Origin of the sequence: Catenuloplanes atrovinosus (assembly GCF_031458235.1) — a bacterium.
GTDB lineage: Bacteria > Actinomycetota > Actinomycetes > Mycobacteriales > Micromonosporaceae > Catenuloplanes > Catenuloplanes atrovinosus.
In genome coordinates this window covers 8,219,218-8,235,243 of sequence record NZ_JAVDYB010000001.1, presented here as the reverse complement: position 1 = coordinate 8,235,243, position 16,026 = coordinate 8,219,218, and the positions used below count along the sequence as shown (strand labels likewise).

The following is a 16,026-nucleotide window of genomic DNA, read 5'->3' as shown; positions in this document are numbered from 1 at the left end:
GCTGTGACGGATCCGGGTTACGCATACCCGCCGCAGCTGCCGCCGCGGCGGCCGACGAACTCGATGGCGCTGGTCTCGATGATCCTCGGCATCGCGTCGCTGTTCACCTGCCAGCTCGTCGGCATCGCCGCGATCTACTGCGGCACCCGCGCGCGCCGGGAGATCCGCGCCAGCGGTGAGGAGGGCGACGGCATGGCGCTGACCGGCATCGTGCTCGGCTGGGTGGCGCTGGCGCTGGTCGTGATCGGCGTGCTGTTCATGGTGGCGTACTTCGCCATCTTCGGCGCGGCCATCCTCAGCAGCACCGGCAGCACGCCGTGATCAACGCTCCGGCGGCGTGAACGCGGAGGTCCGGGTCATCCCCGCGGCCCGGCCCTTCGCGGACACCACGAGCGCCATCTTCCGGGACGCCTCGTCGATCATCTCGTCGCCGAGCATCACGGCGCCGACCCGGCCGCCCGCCTCGGACGTGGCGTGCGCGTACGCGTCCAGGATCAGCTCCGCCTGGTCGTAGTCCTCCTGGGAGGGCGAGTACACCTCGTTCGCCGCCTCGATCTGGCCCGGATGCAGCACCCACTTGCCGTCGAAGCCGAGCGCGGCCGAGCGGCCGGCCGCCTCGCGGAACCCGTCCACGTCCCGGATCTGCAGGAACGGGCCGTCGATCGCCTGCCGGTCGTGCATGCGCGCGGCCATCAGCAGCCGCATCAGCACGTAGTGGTACGGGTCGCCGGGGTAGCCCGGGATGAGGCCGCCGACCGTCAGCGACCGCATGTTGATGCTGGCCATGAAGTCGGCCGGGCCGAAGATGATCGTCTCCACCCGGGCGGACGCGGCCGCGATCGCGTCCACGTTCACCAGACCGGCCGCGTTCTCGATCTGGGCCTCGATGCCGATCCGGCCCGGCTCCAGGCCGATCGCGCGCTCGATCTGGGTGAGCGTCAGGTCCAGCCACTCCACGTGGCTCGCGCTCTGCACCTTGGGCAGCATCACGCAGTCGAGGTTCGGCCCGGCGCCCTCGACCACGTCCACCACGTCCCGGTACGTCCACGGGGTGGTCAGGTCGTTCACCCGGACCACGCGGGTCTTGCCGGCCCAGTCGCCCTCGTTCAGCGCGGCCACCACGTTCTTCCGGGCGTCCGCCTTGGCCAGCGGCGCGACCGCGTCCTCCAGGTCGAGGAAGACCTGGTCGGCCGGGAGCCCCTGAGCCTTGCCGAGCATCTTCGTGCTCGACCCGGGCACCGCGAGGCAGGAGCGGCGGGGGCGTCCGGCGACGGTCATGGGCACTCCTTCGTGCGGCGGCGTCCCCACAAATTACGCCATGTCACGACCCGATCAGCGGGCGTGGCGGGGCCTCGTCGCGGACGAAGATCGGCACCTCGGGTCCGTACCGCCGGGGCAGTTGGTCCTGGGCCTGTGCCACCTGCCGGGTGCTGACCTCGACGCCGGTGCCGTCGTGGCGGCAGCCGACCACGCCGATCTCGATCCCGGCGGTACGCCAGTGCCCGAGATCGGCGACGATGCGCTCCTGGAGCGTCAACAGCGTGCGCAGGTCGTACGCGGCGTCGCGCACCTCCAGGCAGACCGCCGCGCCCTCGGCCCGCAGGAACGCGTCGAAGTCGGGCGAGGGCACCCGGTAGACGATGCCGAGCACCTCGGCCTGGTTCACCTCCAGCCCGGCGAAGCTGTCCGGGAACTGGGCGCGGCCCGCCGACTCCACCCGGGCCAGCACGGTCGCCAGGTCCGCGGGCGTGACCAGCAGCGCGCCGGTCACCGACTCGACCCGTTCCGGCTCGCGGCGCCCGCCGCAGCCGTCGGTCCGCCACTCCGCCATGCACGCCTCCTGCCCGCCGGGGTCACACCTCGGCGTCGGTCGATGTGGACAGCGCAACGGTACGCCGCCCGGCCCGCGCGCCGCCCAGCACGACCACCGCCACGCCCACGACCACCAGCAGCACGCCCGGCAGCGTGGCCGCGGGCGGCGCCTGGCCGAGCCACGCCCAGGCGATCAGCGCGGCGCCCGGCACCTCCAGCAGGATCAGGATGCTGACCGTGGTGGCGGAGACACGACGCAGCGCGAAGTTGAACATGGAGTGCCCGAGCAGCTGCGCGCCCGCGGCCAGGCCGAGGATCGCCAGCCAGGTAGCGGCCGGATAACCGCCGAGCGGTACGCCGCCGAGCAAGCAGACGGCCAGCAGCACCAGCGCGCAGACGCCGTAGCAGACCGTGGTGTACGTGGTGGTGCTGAGCGTGCTGCGGGCCCGCTCGCCGAGCGCGGTGTAGCCGGCCGCGAACACGCCACCCGCGATCGCCAGCAGGTCGCCGAGCACCGCCTCGGTGGAGACGCCGAGGTCCGCGCCGGTCGCGGCCGCCGCACCGGCCACCGCCACGCCGATCCCGGCCCAGGTCAGCCACGGCAGGCGGCGGCCCTGGGCCAGCGCGATCAGGCCCTGCCAGACCGGCTGCGTGCAGACCAGCGCGGTCGCGGCCGCGACGGAGGTGAGCTTGACGCTCGGCACCCAGGTGGCGAAGTGCGCCGCGAGCGCGACGCCGGCCAGCACGCAGAACAGCAGCTGCCGACGGTACGGACCCGCGAGCGCGCGGAACTCGGCGCGGCGCCGGACGACCGCCACCGGCGTGAGAACCCCCACAGCGAGCGCGTTGCGCCAGAACGCGATGGCCAGCCCCGGCGCGGCCGCGAACGCGATCAGCGGGGACGACGTGGTGATCGCGACGACCGCCACCGCAAGTGCGGAAACGGTCCCCGCGCCGGGGTGCGCGCCACGCGAGCCCTGATGATCGACTTCACTCACGGTGGTTCATCCTTACACGTCGCTTCTTGCACCCACGCGACTACCTATGGTGAATCTTCCACGGACGGAATGTCATAGACCGGCTACGCTGTGACACCGAACGATCGCTGTTTAATCCGGTTTGGGGAGGATTGATCAATTATGCCCGCGTACCGTGCGGTGCTGTTCGACTTCTTCGGGACCCTGACCCGTGCGGTACGCCGCGGCCCGGCCCACGCCGGGATAGCGCGGATGCTCGGCTGCGACCCGGCCACGATGGTCGACGTGCTCGACCGCTCCTATCACGCGCGCGCCCGCGGCATGTTCGGCAGCGCGGAGGACACGCTCCGCTGGGTCGCGGCCGAGGCCGGGGCGCACCCCGGCGACCCCGCGCTGCGCGCCGCCGTCGACGCCCGCCGCGAGGCGATCCACGCGGACACCACACTGCGCCCGGAGGCCGTGCCCACGCTCCGCGCGCTGCGCCGCCGCGGCCTGCGCACCGCCGTGGTCAGCGACTGCACGCACGAACTCCCCGACGTCCTGCCCCGGCTCCCGGTCAACCGGTTGCTGGACGCCCGCGTGCTCTCCGTCGAACTGGGCGTCTGCAAACCCGACCCCGGCATGTTCCTGTGCGCCGCCGCCCTGGTCGGCGCCCGCCCCGAGGAGTGCCTCTACGTCGGCGACGGCGGCAGCCGCGAACTCAGCGGCGCCGAGGCCGTCGGCATGACCGCGGTCCGGCTCCGCGCCCCCGACCTGGCCGGCCACCTGACGTTCAACCCCGACACCACCTGGACCGGCCCGGACATCACCGGCCTGGAGGACACGATCGCGCTGGTCGACCGGGTGCTGGAGCCGGCCTAGATGTGCTGTTCCGGGAGGTTGGTGACGCGGTGGGCGGGTGGGTGGCCGCCGAGGGCGGTGTGGGGTCGGTGGTAGTTGTACCAGTCGAGCCAGTCGGGGTAGGCGTCGCAGCGGGCGGTGTCGGTGGTGTAGGGCTGGTGGTAGGCCCATTCGTCGGTGAGGGTGCGGTGGAAGCGTTCGACTTTGCCGTTGGTTTGGGGTCGCCAGGGCCGGGTGTGGCGGGGTTGGATGCCGAGGTCTGCGCAGGTGGTGTGCCAGGTGTTTTTGGTGTAGGCCCAGGCGTTGTCGGTCAGGACGCGGTGGACGCGCACGCCGTGTGCGGTGAACCATGCGGTGGCGCGGCGTAGGAATCCGGCGCAGGTGGCGGCGGTTTCGTTGGGGAGGATTTCGGAGTAGGCCAGGCGGCTGTGGTCGTCGAGGGCGGTGTGGATGTAGGCGTAGCCTGCGCCGTTGCGGTTGGTGCGGCCGGTGGGTCGGCCGAGGGTTTTGTGTCCGCCGCCGTCGGGGATACGGGCGAGTTTCTTGACGTCGATGTGGACGAGTTCGCCGGGCTGGTCGCGTTCGTAGCGGCGTACGGGTTCGCCGGTGGCTCGGTCCAGGCAGGCCAGGACTGGTTCGCCGTGCCGGATGAGGATGCGGTGTGCGGTCGACGGTGCGATACCGGCGCGGGTGGCCAGGCGGGCAGGGCCGATGCGGTGCGCGCGGCGCATCGCGAGGACGTGTGCCTCGATCGGGGCGGGGGTGCGTGCGGGGCTGTGGTGCGGTCGGCTGGAACGGTCGGTCATCCCGGCTGGTCCGTGTTCGCGGTAGCGGCGGGCCCACCGCTGTGCGGTGGTCGGCGAGACCTGGAACCGCGCCGCAGCGGCCCGTAACGGCCATCCGTCATCGACGACGCAGCGGGCCAGGCGCAGCCGCCCGGTCGGTGTCAGGGATGCATTAGCGTGCGTCATGAGGACCTTCCTGGAGTAGGTGCGGCTGTCTGGTAGCTCCACACCTATCCGGAAGGTCCTCACCCGTTCAAGATCCCGTACCCGTCACCAACGTCCCGGGACAGCACACCTAGAGTGTTCCTCATGGCTGCTCACCCGCTGGTGGACGAGGTCCTGAAGAAGGCGTCCGTGGCCTGGATCTCGGTCGACGGCCGGCCCGCCACCGCGGTCTGGTGCCTGGCCGTCGACGGCGCGCTGCACGTGGTCAGCGGCCCGGGCGAGCAGGCCGCCCCCGGCCTGGCCGACGCCGCCGCCGCACAGGTCACGCTGCGCGGCGACCACGGCGGTGCGGTGGTCACCTGGGACGCGGCGGTGTCGCGGCTCTCGCCCGCGGACGAGGAGTGGGAGCCGGTGGCCACCCAACTCGCCGGCAAGCGGCTGAACGCGCCGGGGTCCACGGCCGCGCTGGTCGCCCGGTGGGCGGAGTCGTGCGTGGTGAACCGCCTGGTTACGGCGTCGCCCTCGGCCCTCGCGGGCGCCGAGCTGCCGTCGGGCTCCCAGGCCGCACCGCCCCGCGAGTCGACGGCGGCCCGGCCGGCCCGCAAGCCGTTCCGCCTCCACCGGGTCCGCGGGCGCCGCGCTCCGCACTGACTCCCCTGCTGAACGGGGCGTCCTCGCGGTCCCCGTGCATCTCTCTTCGCGTGCCTTTGCTCTGCTTACATGACCAAAAGCCGCGAAACGCTCGCCGGGCGAAGCCGGCCGGATCGGGCGGCGGCCGGTGGGTAAGCAGCGCAAGTGATCTCCGTTCGCTCTGCTTACCTGAACGAAAGCCGCAGAACGCCGGACCGGCGAACTGCCGCGATTCCGGCAGCCGGCCGCAGGTAAGCAGAGCAGAGCGACACACTCCCGCTCTGCTTACCTAGACGAAAGCCGCGAAATGCCCGCGGAACGAATCCGCCCGGATCGGGCGCCAGCGCGCGGGTAAGCAGAGCAAAGCCGGGGCGAGACGCCGCTCTGCTCACCCGCGGTGCGGCAGGTGAGCAGAGCGAAGCCGGGCGGGACGAGACCGGACCGCTCCGCTTACCTGCCTGGTCGTGGGCGGGTAAGCAGAGCAAAGCGGCGGCGGGGAGGGGTCAGCCGAGGAAGGGTGGGACGGCGATCTCGCCCTTGGCGACCTGGACGACGTGGCCGGCGACGGTGGCGGAGACGGCGGTGCCGGCGGAGGCGGTGACCGTGCACTCCAGGGTGGAGGGACGGTGGATCTCGGCGCCCTGGTGGATGGTGTAGCGGGACTCGCCGTCGCCGGGGAGGAGGCCGGCGCCGACCAGGTAGACGCCGAGGCCGAGGGCGGCGGAGCCGGTCGCCGGGTCCTCGGGGACGCCGACGCCGGAGCCGAACATGCGCAGGTGCGCGATGCCGGTGGAGTCGTCCCAGGACAGGATCGTCAGCTTCGGTACGTCGTGGCGGGCGGCGGCGGACGCGTCCAGCCGGGCGCGGGAGACCGCGTCGGGACGGACGGAGAGGTAGAGGTGTTCCAGGCCGCAGCCGGCCGGGCGCGGGGGTGGCCCGGCCAGGTCGGCGGGGGTCAGGCCGGCCACCTCGAGCAGCGGCGCGGGGTCGCGCTCGTCGCCGAGCGTGGGCGTACCGCCGGTGAGACGGCCCTCGCCGTGCGAGGTGACGTCGATGGAGAGCACGCCGGCACCGCACTCCTGGCGGAGCGTGCCCGGCGAGGCCAGGCCGCGCCGGGCCACGGTGACGGCGGCGCCGACGCTGGGGTGGCCGGCGAACGGCAGCTCGGCCACGGGCGTGAAGATCCGGGCTCGGTACGTCGCGTCCGGGGCCGCCGGGGTGGGCGGCAGCACGAACACGGTCTCGGAGAGGTTGAACTCGCGGGCGAGCGCCTGCAACTGGTCCGTGCCGAGCAGCTCGGCGCCGAAGACCACGGCGAGCGGGTTCCCGGCGAAGGGGCGGTCGGTGAAGACGTCGACGATCTCGTACGGCACTGTGGTCATACCCAGCACGGTAGGCGGTGCGGGGCCGCCGTTTCGATCACCGGCGAGCCGGAGCGCGGCGCGGCAACTAGGCTGTGCACGTGACGACGGCGACGCGGGTGTTCCTGGCCAGGCTCGGTGGCCTCCCCGTCTTCGATCCGAACGGGGACACGGTCGGCCGGGTGCGCGACGTGGTCGCCCGGCTGCGCACCTCCAGCCGGCCGCCGCAGGTGGTGGGCCTGGTCGCGGAGGTGCCGGTGCGCCGCCAGATCTTCCTGCCGATCAGCCGGATCACCGACATCGACACCGACTCCGTGCTGCTCGGCACCGGCACGCTGAACCTGCGCCGGTTCGAGAAGCGGGCCAGCGAGCTGCTGGTGCTGCGGGAACTGCTGGGCCGGCCGGTGTCGGTGGCGCCGGAGGGGCGGCACGCGGTCGTGGTCGACGTGGCGATGGACGCGAGCCGGCTGGGCGAGTGGACGCTGAGCCGGGTGGCGGTGCGGGACCAGACGATCCGGCTGGCCCGCCGCATCCACCTGGAGCAGTTCGACTGGGACGACGTGCGCGGCCTGGTCCCGCACAGCGGCGCGCACGCCACCGCCACCATGCTGGCGATGCTGGAGAAGATGCGCCCGGCCGACCTGGCGAACGCGTTGCAGGATCTGCCGGACACCCGGCGCAACGAGGTCGCGGCCGCGCTGGACGACGAGCGGCTGGCGGACGTGCTGGGTGAGCTGCCCGAGCACGACCAGGTCGAGATCGTGTCCGCGCTGGACCGGGAGCGGGCCGCGCACATCCTGGAGGAGATGGACCCGGACGACGCGGCCGACCTGCTGGCCGAGCTGCCGCCGCCGGAGCAGGAGGAACTGCTCGACCTGATGGAGCCGAACGAGGCCGACCCGGTCCGGCAGCTGATGGCGTACGGCGAGGGCACGGCCGGCGCGGTGATGACGTCCGAGCCGGTGATCATGCCGCCGGACGCCACGGTCGCGGAGGCGCTGGCCCGCATCCGGGAGCCGGAGCTGTCGCCCGCGGTGGCGGCGCAGGTGTTCGTCACGCGCGGCCCGATGGCGACGCCGACCGGGAAGTACCTCGGCGTGGTGTTCTTCCAGCGGCTGCTGCGCGAGCCGCCGTCGCGGATCCTCGGCGGTGTGGTGGACAACGACATCGCGCCGCTCAGCCCGGAGAGCGCGCTGCCCGAGGTGACCCGGCGGATGGCCACGTACGACCTGGTGGCGATGCCGGTGGTGGACGATCAGCAGCGGCTGGTGGGTGCGGTGACGGTCGACGACGTGCTGGACCACTCGCTGCCGGAGGACTGGCGGGAGCGGGAGCCCGGTCCGGCCCGCGGGGTGACGGGAGGCGACGGTGGCTGACAGCCGGCGGCGAGAGCGGCTCGATCAGCCGCAGGAGCCGGGGCGGATCCGGCTGCCGAAGTTCGACCCGGAGGCGTTCGGGCAGTGGTCGGAGAGCATCGCGCGGTACATGGGTACCGCGAAGTTCCTGGTCTACATGACCGTGGTGATCCTCATCTGGATCGGCTGGAACGTGCTGGCGCCGGCGTCGCTGCGCTTCGACCCGTACACGTTCACGTTCCTGACGCTGATTCTGTCGTTGCAGGCGTCGTACGCGGCGCCGCTGATCCTGCTGGCGCAGAACCGGCAGGCTGACCGGGACCGGATCGCGGCCGAGGAGGACCGGCGCCGGGCCGTGATGCAGAAGGCGGACACGGAGTACCTGGCGCGGGAGATCGCCTCGCTGCGGGTGGCGCTGGGCGACGTGTCCACCCGCGACTTCGTCCGGTCCGAGTTGGCGCGGCTGGCGGATGAGCTGGACGAGCAGGCGAACCGGCGGCAGCGGCGCGCGGAGAAGGCGGCGGAGAAGGCCGCCGAGAAGGCGGACAAGGCGGAGAAGCGGGCGGCCAAGCAGCGCAAGCCGGCCAAGCTGGACGAGCCGATCGACGCCGACTCATACGACCCCGAGCACGTGGACCAGCTCTGAGCAGCTCACGGCAGGGTTGAGCCGCGCGCCCCAAGGGGCTGGGCGCGCGGCCGCACCCTGAGATCGTGACACCCCGGCCGTACCGCCGTCCAGTCCAGAACCGGATGATTGGGAAAAACCATCATTTATGGCGCGGTACGCCTAGAATGGCCGGTTCGCGCTGTAACCATCGTCTCCGCGGGGCGGGACCGGCGGCCGGACGGCCACCCGGAACCTGGACGTAGCATTGGCGACATGTCTGTCCCAGTCACCACCGTCGAAGACGCCGTCCGGGCCGCGCTGGCCACGGTCGACGACCCGGAGATCCGCCGCCCGATCACCGACCTCGGCATGGTCGGCGCACTGGAGATCGACGGCTCCGGCCGGGTCCGGGTGGGCATCCTGCTCACCGTCTCCGGGTGCCCGCTGCGGGACAAGCTGACCAGCGACATCACCACCGCGGTCGGCGCGGTCCCGGGTGTGACGTCCGTCTCCATCGACTTCGGCGTGATGAGCAACGAGCAGCGCCAGGAACTCCAGCAGAAGCTGCGCGGCGCCGGCGGTCAGCAGCAGGCGGTCATCCCGTTCGCGCAGCCCGGCTCGCGCACCCGCGTCTACGCGGTGGCCAGCGGCAAGGGTGGCGTCGGCAAGTCCAGCGTCACGGTCAACCTGGCGGCCGCGCTCGCCGCCCGCGGTCTGAACGTCGGCGTGATCGACGCGGACATCTACGGGCACTCGGTGCCGCGCATGCTGGGCGCGGACGGCCGTCCCACCCGCGTCGAGGACATGATCATGCCGCCGCAGGCGCACGGCGTGAAGGTGATCTCGATCGGCATGTTCACGGCCGGCAACGCGGCCGTGGTCTGGCGCGGGCCGATGCTGCACCGCGCGCTGGAGCAGTTCCTGGCCGACGTCTACTGGGGCGATCTGGACGTGCTGCTGCTGGACCTGCCGCCGGGCACCGGCGACGTGGCGATCTCGCTCGCCCAGCTGCTGCCGAACGCGGAGATCCTGGTGGTCACCACGCCGCAGGCCGCGGCCGCGGAGGTGGCGGAGCGGGCCGGCGCGATCGCGCTGCAGACCCACCAGCGGCTGGTCGGCGTGGTGGAGAACATGTCCTGGCTGGAGCTGCCGACCGGCGAGCGGATGGAGATCTTCGGCTCCGGCGGCGGCGCGGCCGTGGCCGAGTCGCTGACCCGGACGATCGGCGCCCAGGTCCCGCTGCTCGGCCAGATCCCGCTGGACACGCGCGTGCGCGAGGCCGGGGACAGCGGCGCGCCGATCGTGGTCTCCGCGCCGGACGCACCGGCCGCGGCGGCGCTTCAGGCGGTGGCGGAGAAGCTGGCGGTGCGGCGGGAGTCGCTGATCGGCAAGCCGCTGGGCCTGACGCCGAGCGGCCGCTGAGCCGCACGCGCGCCCGTTTTCACACGCGAAGGGCACCGGGGGTACGTACCCTCCGGTGCCCTTGGTCTTCCGCCCGTCAGGTCGCGTCGAAGTCGAACGCGGCCGGCTTGTTCGCCGGGGTGGCGGCCGGGGCCGGGGTGGTAGCCGGCGCGGGGTCGCCACGGCGCGGGTCGATCGAGGTGGCGACGTCCTTCAGCTCGTCGTTGATGCCGGTGACGTCCTTCTTCACGGAGTCGACCAGGCCCTGAATCGGGTTGCGCAGGGCCGCCTCGTCCTCCTCGCTCAGCAGATGCTTGCGAATGAAGGCCTTCGGGTGCAGGTCTTCGAGCTGGATGTCGGTGCCCAGCTCACGACCGAGGTCACTGGTGGCGTCGCGGGCCATGTTCCGCAGGTTGCGGATCATGCGCAGACCGTCCTGGATGACCTGCGGCAGGCGATCGCCGAAGATCAGCAGGGCGAGCAGGATCAGCCCGCCGATTTCCCACCAGTTGAGGTTCTCGAACACAATGCCCCTCCTACGACCATCCCCGGCAACTGTACGCACGCCCCGGGCCCGGCGGCAGGGGCCAGCGGGGGATCATCACTGCGCATCCGCGGCCAGCGTGACCGACGCGGTCTGTGTGCTCGATCCGCGGCGGAACTCCACCGTCACCACCGAGCCGGGCGCGTACTTGCGGACCAGCGCGACCAGGTCGATCGCGTCGTTCAGCGGATGGTGGTCGAGCCGGGTGACCACGTCGCCGGCGCGCAGGCCGGCGGCCGAGGCCGGCCCGTTCTGCTGCACGGTGTCCAGCCGCACCCCGCCGGTCAGCCCGCTGGACGCGTTGCCGACCTCCGCGCCGATCACGGTGCGCCGCGCCTTGCCGGTCGCGATGATCTCCTGGCTGACGCGTTTCGCCTGGTTGATCGGGATGGCGAAGGCGATGCCGATGTTGCCCGCGGACGCCGGCTCGCCGGACACCGACTTGATCACCGCGTTGACGCCGACCACCCGGCCGGCCGCGTCGACCAGCGGGCCACCCGAGTTGCCCTGGTTGACGGCCGCGTCGGTCTGGATCGCCGCGTAGTAGCGCACCTGGCCGCTCTGATCGGACTGGATGGTGCGGTCGACCGCGCTGACGATGCCGTACGTCACGGTGCCGGCCAGCGCCAGCGGGGAGCCGAACGCCAGCAGCGGGTCACCGACCGCCACCGCGTCGGAGTCACCGAGGTCGACCGCGACCAGGCCCTCCTTCTCCACCTTCAGCACCGCGAGGTCGGACTCCGGGTCCTGGCCGACCAGCGAGGCCGGCACCGCGGAGCCGTCCTCGAAGACCACGGCCAGCGCGCCGCGCGCGCCCTCCACCACGTGGTGGTTGGTGATCACGTAACCGTCCTGGCTGACGACGAAGCCGGAGCCGACGCCGCCCTCCGGGCCGCTGACCCGGATGGTGACCACGCTCGGGCTGACCCGCTCCACCACGCCGGCCAGCGACTCCGGCGGGCGCGCCGCCGCGGCGGGCGGATCGAGCGCGCCGGCGCCGACCGGGATGCCGCCGCCCGCGACGCCGCCGCGCAGCGCCATCGCGTAGCCGGTGGCGCCGCCGAGCACGCCGGCCAGCAGCGCGCTGACCAGGCAGAGCAGCACGACGGGACGCCAGACGTGGGCACGCGGCGCGTCCGGGTCGGTGACCGGCTCGGGCTCGCCGTCGCCGGCCGGCTCCGCGGGCAGCACGACCGCCGCCTGCGTGTACGGGTTACGCCAGGGGTCGGACATGGCGTCGGACCACCACGCGGAACCGGGCGGGGCCGAGGTGCCGCTCACGCCCGGCTGGGGCGGATTCCCGCCGTCGGTCACGTTCGGTGCCTCCGAATCTCGCCGGAACCACCCGGCGCTACCCGTCCAGGATTACACGGATCCCGCCGGGTCACTCATAGCTCGTTCCGCACGCTCGCCGCACCCGGACCGGGGAGCCGCCGATCCGGCGGCCCCCCAGCGTGGCACAGCCCGGCGACCGGGCTGGTGAGCAGGCGTTACGAGGCGGTGCAGGTCACCGCGGGCACCGGGTTGCCGCCGGTCCACGACCCGAGGAAGCCGAAGCTGGTGGAGCCGCCGGCCGCCAGCCTCCCGTTGTGCGAGACGTTCGTCGCGGTGACCGCGGCGCCGCTGGAGGTGATCGTGGCGTTCCAGGCGTTCGTCACGGTCTGACCGGCGCCGTACGTCCAGGTGACCCTCCAGCCGGTTATCGCGCCGGTGGCGGTGACCCGCACGTCGCCCTGGAACCCGCCGCTCCACTGGCCGGAGACGGCGTAGGTGGCGGTGCAGCCGGACGACCCGCCGGTCGGCGACGGGCTGCCGGTCGGCGTGGGGCCGGTGGTCCGGGTGGGCGTCGGGCTGGAGCCACCGCCGCCGTAGACCGACGCCTCGACGGACGTGGCCCGGATCCCGTTCGCGCCGTTGATCAGCCGCTGGCCCCATGGGCTCAGGCTGGCCGGGTTGAAGTTCGTCACGATGTCCAGGTACTCCACGCCGCCGCCGTTGCCGCTCCACGACCAGCCGAGGTAGCCGATCCGCCGGGCCTGCGCGGTCGCCATGATGGCGTCCTCGTCCGGGTTGCCGTCCGAGTGCATGTCGCCGAACTCACCGACCACGATCGGCAGGCCCGCGCTGATGAACCGGCCCAGGTAGTCGGTGACCTCCGCGGCCGTGTCGAACACGCCGTACATGTGGACGGAGAACATCGTGTTCCGGTCCGGGTCCGCGTTGAACACCGTGGACGCGTTGTCGCGCATGGTGAACGTCCAGTCCTGGCCCCAGTTCGGCGCGTCCACCATGATCGTGTGGTCGAAGCCGGCGGTGCGCAGCCGCTGGATCGCGGTGGAGGTGTCGGCGGCCCAGGACTGGTAGTTCTGGTTGCCGTACGGCTCGTTGCCGATGTTCAAAATGACGTAGCGCTCCTGGCCGGTCAGCGCGCTCTGCACGCTGATCCAGTAGTCGACCGCCTGGGCCAGGGTGGCGGCGCCGGCCTGCTCGCCGTACCCGGTGGTGTCGTGCACCTCCAGCACGCAGATCAGCCGGTTCGCCTTGCACAGGCTGATCACGTTGGCGACGTCGGACGCCTCGTTCCTGGTCCAGCGCTGTCCGCTGGCGAGCACCACCCGGACCGTGTTGGCGCCGGTCGCCTTGATGTCCGCGAACGAGCCGGTCTGCGTGGGGTACCAGGTGTGCGCGTGGTTGATGCCGCGCATGACGAAATCGTTGCCGTTGGCGTCGAGCAGCCGCCCGCCGCTGACCTGGAAACCGGCGGCCGCATGCGCGGGGAGCGTGAAGACCACCATGGAGACGACAAGCGCGAGCAGCGTCGCCGCGGCGACGCCCAGTCTCTTCCTCATGACCCACCTCAAGGGAGCTGAAACGGTTAAGGGTCGCTGCCCAAGCGACTGGCACCCGGCTCCCTGGGTGACGGACATCAGCGTAGATAAATGTCTCGGGCCTGGCAACCGTCGATGCAGGGCCTCGTCACCGACCGGGTGAGCGCCCGCCTTACGCTCATATCCACGCGGGCCTTAGGAGGTGCGTCATCGCCACGGTCGCCAGATCGGCTGACACCCCCGGTGGGCAGGCCATGCAGTTCAGCGAGGGGTACGTCGCGGAGGACATGATCCTGCAGACCGCGCGCGGCCTGGCGCACGAGGTCGGCCTGGGCACCGTGACGCCGGGGGCCGGGGCGGCGTTGCGCCTGCTCGCGGCCGCGGGCAACGCCAAGGCGGTGGTGGAGATCGGCACCGGCATCGGCGTCAGCGGACTCTGGCTGCTGCGCGGCATGCGGCGCGACGGCGTGCTGACCACGATCGACGTGGAGAGCGAGTACCAGCGGATCGCCCGGCGGATCTTCGTGGAGAGCGGCTTCCCGTCCGGCCGCACCCGGATCATCACGGGCCGGGCGCTGGACGTGCTCCCCCGGCTCGCCGACGGCGTCTACGACCTGGTGTTCGTGGACGCGGACGTGGCCGAGTACGCGGCCTGCACGGTGGCCGCGCTGCGCCTGCTCCGGCCGGGCGGCGTGCTGGCGATCAACAACGCGCTGGCCGGCGGGCGGATCGGCGACCCGGCCGCGCGCGACCTGGTCACCATCACGATCCGCGAGCTGGTCAAGGCGATCCGGGAGTCGGAGGAGTGGGTGCCCGCGCTCCTTCCGGTCGGCGCGGGCCTGCTCTCCGCGGTCAAGCGGGCGTCCTAGAGAGTCCGCAGCCAGCGGACCAGCGTGCGTACGCCCCAGCCGGTCGCGCCCTTGGCCAGCACCCCGTCCACGCCGTCCGACCAGGACGGCGCCGACATGTCGAAGTGCGCCCACTCGTTGCGCAGGTCGCCGGTGAACTCGCGGAGGAACAGCGCGGCGGAGATCGAGCTGACCGCCGGCGGCGCGCTGTAGACGTCCGCGATGTCGCTGCGCAGCGTGTCCGCGTACTCGTCGGCCAGCGGCATGCGCCAGGCGTGCTCGCCCGCGTCCTCGGCCGCGTCCGCCAGCTCCTTGGCCAGCGCGTCGTTCGGGCTGTACAGCGCGGCCATGGTCTTGCCGAGCGCCACCGCGTTCGCGCCGGTCAGCGTGGCGAGGTCGATCAGCAGGTCGGGCGCGAGCCGCTGCACCGCGTACGCCATCGCGTCGGCCAGCACCAGCCGGCCCTCCGCGTCGCTGTTCGTGGTCTCGCTGGTCATGCCGCCGAAGTGGCGCACCACGTCGCCGGGGCGGAACGCGGAGCCGCTCACCATGTTCTCCGCGAGCGGCGCCAGCGCGGTCACCCGCACCGGCAGCCGCAGCGCCGCCGCCGCGTGCACGGCCGCGACCACTGCCGCGGCGCCGCCCATGTCCTTGCGCATCAGCTTCATCGCCGCGACCGGCTTGATCGAGATGCCGCCGGTGTCGAACGTGATGCCCTTGCCGACCAGCACCACGTGCCGGGTCGCGCCCTCGGGGCTCCACGTGGCCTCGACCAGCCGGGGCTCGTTCGCGGAGCCGCCGCCGACCGCGAGCACGCCGCCGAAGCCCTGCTCGCGCAGCCATGCCGCGTCCCGGACCACGACCTCCGCGCGCCCGCCCACGCCGTCCAGGCCGGGCCGGTCGCCCGCGGCCGCCATCTCGGCGGCCAGCCAGTCCGGGCTCTTGATCGACGACGGCGTGTTGGTCCAGTCGCGGGCCAGGGCGGTCGCGGCCGCCACCACGGACGCGGTGGTCAGCTCCGCCGCGAAGTCCCCGCCGGCCGCCAGCGCGATCTCGGCCGGCTCCGGGCCGGCCTCGTCGAACTCCGCCGGGACGGTGAACCGGTAGGCGCCCAGGTGCAGGCCCTCCGCCAGGCCGCGGACCGCGGCACCGGACACTCCGGACGGCAGCAGCACGGTCGCCGCCGTGTCCACCGCGCGGGACACGGCCGCGCCCGCCGCACGCCAGCCCGCCTCGTCCGCGTCGCCGACCCCAACAAAGATCAATTTCGCGGGGGTACGGGTGGGGCGCGGCAGCGTGACCGTGCTCCCCGCCCGGCCGGTCGCCTCCGACTCGGCCAGGAACGCGGTCACCTCCGCGGTCACGTCGGCCGGCAGCGCGTGGCCGGCCGCCACCAGCTCGGCCGCCGGTCCCTCCTCGGCGGGCTCGGCCACCGGGCGCACCGGCAGCACCACCACTGAAGTCAGATCCGGCTCGGAGACCAGGCGGACGTTCGGCATGCTCTGCTCACCCTCTAGCGGTCGGTCGTGGCACAAAGACCCGCCGGTACGGGATGCCCGTACCGGCGGGTCTCAAGGAAAACAATCAGCCGGCGGCGGCCTTCAGCGCGTCGCCGAGCGCATTCGCCTCGTCAGGAGTCATCTCGACGACGAGCCGCCCACCACCCTCCAGTGGAACCCGCATGACGATCCCCCGGCCTTCCTTGGTGACCTCCAGCGGACCGTCGCCCGTCCGCGGCTTCATCGCCGCCATGTTGTCTCCCCTCAGACCTACACCAGGGTCAATGGGTTGCCCCACAGCCACTTCCCATCACCGCCGGCACGCACAGCCCGCGCCGGCGACGGCCCGGGGTGTCGAACGAAGCGCTGCCCGC

Annotated in this window: 17 protein-coding genes; 7 read left to right on the top strand and 10 right to left on the bottom strand. The window is 72.7% G+C overall.

What is annotated here, in order from left to right; genetic code table 11:
- Positions 1 to 3 precede the first annotated feature (3 nt).
- The gene (locus J2S41_RS36800) at positions 4 to 321 is read left to right on the top strand and encodes a DUF4190 domain-containing protein (protein WP_310375235.1); all 318 of its coding nucleotides are present in this window, start codon (positions 4 to 6) and stop codon (positions 319 to 321) included.
- On the opposite strand, the gene J2S41_RS36795 is transcribed toward J2S41_RS36800, so the two are convergent.
- From J2S41_RS36795 to J2S41_RS36785, 3 genes are read right to left on the bottom strand one after another with little or no spacing between them, the layout of a single operon-like run.
- On the bottom strand, positions 322 to 1,278 hold the full coding sequence (locus J2S41_RS36795; protein ID WP_310375234.1) for an HpcH/HpaI aldolase/citrate lyase family protein: 957 nt from the start codon (positions 1,276 to 1,278) through the stop codon (positions 322 to 324).
- A 43-nt stretch (positions 1,279 to 1,321) separates the two neighbouring features.
- The gene (locus J2S41_RS36790; RefSeq protein ID WP_310375232.1) at positions 1,322 to 1,831 is read right to left on the bottom strand and encodes a hypothetical protein; all 510 of its coding nucleotides are present in this window, start codon (positions 1,829 to 1,831) and stop codon (positions 1,322 to 1,324) included.
- Positions 1,832 to 1,853: 22 nt separating this feature from the next.
- A complete protein-coding gene (locus tag J2S41_RS36785; RefSeq protein ID WP_310375230.1) occupies positions 1,854 to 2,810 on the bottom strand; it encodes a DMT family transporter in 957 nt (318 codons plus the stop codon).
- A gap of 141 nt (positions 2,811 to 2,951) precedes the next feature.
- Between J2S41_RS36785 and J2S41_RS36780 the strand changes: the two genes are divergently transcribed.
- Complete coding sequence (locus J2S41_RS36780) at positions 2,952 to 3,650, top strand: HAD family hydrolase (protein ID WP_310375228.1); 699 nt, start codon at positions 2,952 to 2,954, stop codon at positions 3,648 to 3,650.
- Here the strand turns inward: J2S41_RS36780 and J2S41_RS36775 are convergent.
- Positions 3,647 to 4,600: an IS481 family transposase gene (locus J2S41_RS36775; protein WP_310375226.1), complete on the bottom strand. Its 954-nt coding sequence runs from the start codon at positions 4,598 to 4,600 to the stop codon at positions 3,647 to 3,649. The genes J2S41_RS36780 and J2S41_RS36775 overlap by 4 nt on opposite strands.
- A 123-nt stretch (positions 4,601 to 4,723) precedes the next feature.
- Here J2S41_RS36775 and J2S41_RS36770 point away from each other — a divergent pair, with 123 nt between their 5' ends.
- Positions 4,724 to 5,230, top strand: a complete 507-nt coding sequence (locus J2S41_RS36770) for a hypothetical protein (RefSeq protein WP_310375224.1) — start codon at positions 4,724 to 4,726, stop codon at positions 5,228 to 5,230.
- A gap of 482 nt (positions 5,231 to 5,712) precedes the next feature.
- Here J2S41_RS36770 and J2S41_RS36765 read toward each other — a convergent pair whose 3' ends face one another.
- Positions 5,713 to 6,591, bottom strand: a complete 879-nt coding sequence (locus J2S41_RS36765; protein WP_310375222.1) for a PhzF family protein — start codon at positions 6,589 to 6,591, stop codon at positions 5,713 to 5,715.
- A gap of 80 nt (positions 6,592 to 6,671) precedes the next feature.
- Between J2S41_RS36765 and J2S41_RS36760 the strand changes: the two genes are divergently transcribed.
- The 3 genes from J2S41_RS36760 to J2S41_RS36750 all read left to right on the top strand — a co-directional run bounded on the left by J2S41_RS36760 (position 6,672) and on the right by J2S41_RS36750 (position 9,954).
- Positions 6,672 to 7,946 carry a magnesium transporter MgtE N-terminal domain-containing protein gene (locus tag J2S41_RS36760; RefSeq protein ID WP_310375220.1) on the top strand — a complete coding sequence of 425 codons (1,275 nt, stop codon included), beginning with the start codon at positions 6,672 to 6,674 and terminating at the stop codon, positions 7,944 to 7,946.
- On the top strand, positions 7,939 to 8,571 hold the full coding sequence (locus J2S41_RS36755) for a DUF1003 domain-containing protein (RefSeq protein ID WP_310375218.1): 633 nt from the start codon (positions 7,939 to 7,941) through the stop codon (positions 8,569 to 8,571). The genes J2S41_RS36760 and J2S41_RS36755 overlap by 8 nt, the downstream gene beginning before the upstream one ends.
- A 234-nt stretch (positions 8,572 to 8,805) precedes the next feature.
- On the top strand, positions 8,806 to 9,954 hold the full coding sequence (locus tag J2S41_RS36750) for a P-loop NTPase (RefSeq protein WP_310375216.1): 1,149 nt from the start codon (positions 8,806 to 8,808) through the stop codon (positions 9,952 to 9,954).
- 76 nt (positions 9,955 to 10,030) lie between these two features.
- Here the strand turns inward: J2S41_RS36750 and J2S41_RS36745 are convergent, their stop codons facing one another.
- The 3 genes from J2S41_RS36745 to J2S41_RS36735 all read right to left on the bottom strand — a co-directional run bounded on the left by J2S41_RS36745 (position 10,031) and on the right by J2S41_RS36735 (position 13,326).
- The gene (locus tag J2S41_RS36745) at positions 10,031 to 10,459 is read right to left on the bottom strand and encodes a twin-arginine translocase TatA/TatE family subunit (RefSeq protein WP_310375214.1); all 429 of its coding nucleotides are present in this window, start codon (positions 10,457 to 10,459) and stop codon (positions 10,031 to 10,033) included.
- A gap of 75 nt (positions 10,460 to 10,534) precedes the next feature.
- Positions 10,535 to 11,791 carry a S1C family serine protease gene (locus tag J2S41_RS36740; protein ID WP_310375212.1) on the bottom strand — a complete coding sequence of 419 codons (1,257 nt, stop codon included), beginning with the start codon at positions 11,789 to 11,791 and terminating at the stop codon, positions 10,535 to 10,537.
- Positions 11,792 to 11,967: 176 nt separating this feature from the next.
- Complete coding sequence (locus J2S41_RS36735; protein ID WP_310375210.1) at positions 11,968 to 13,326, bottom strand: cellulase family glycosylhydrolase; 1,359 nt, start codon at positions 13,324 to 13,326, stop codon at positions 11,968 to 11,970.
- A gap of 233 nt (positions 13,327 to 13,559) precedes the next feature.
- On the opposite strand from J2S41_RS36735, the gene J2S41_RS36730 reads away from it, so the two are divergent.
- Positions 13,560 to 14,174, top strand: a complete 615-nt coding sequence (locus tag J2S41_RS36730) for an O-methyltransferase (RefSeq protein ID WP_310375208.1) — start codon at positions 13,560 to 13,562, stop codon at positions 14,172 to 14,174.
- Here J2S41_RS36730 and J2S41_RS36725 read toward each other — a convergent pair.
- Both J2S41_RS36725 and J2S41_RS36720 read right to left on the bottom strand, forming a co-directional pair.
- The gene (locus J2S41_RS36725; protein ID WP_310375206.1) at positions 14,171 to 15,652 is read right to left on the bottom strand and encodes a leucyl aminopeptidase family protein; all 1,482 of its coding nucleotides are present in this window, start codon (positions 15,650 to 15,652) and stop codon (positions 14,171 to 14,173) included. The two genes, J2S41_RS36730 and J2S41_RS36725, sit on opposite strands and share 4 nt — an antisense overlap.
- Before the next feature lie 85 nt (positions 15,653 to 15,737).
- Positions 15,738 to 15,905, bottom strand: coding sequence for a DUF3117 domain-containing protein (locus J2S41_RS36720; RefSeq protein WP_007455245.1), 168 nt, complete (start codon positions 15,903 to 15,905; stop codon positions 15,738 to 15,740).
- Between the last annotated feature and the right edge of the window lie 121 nt (positions 15,906 to 16,026).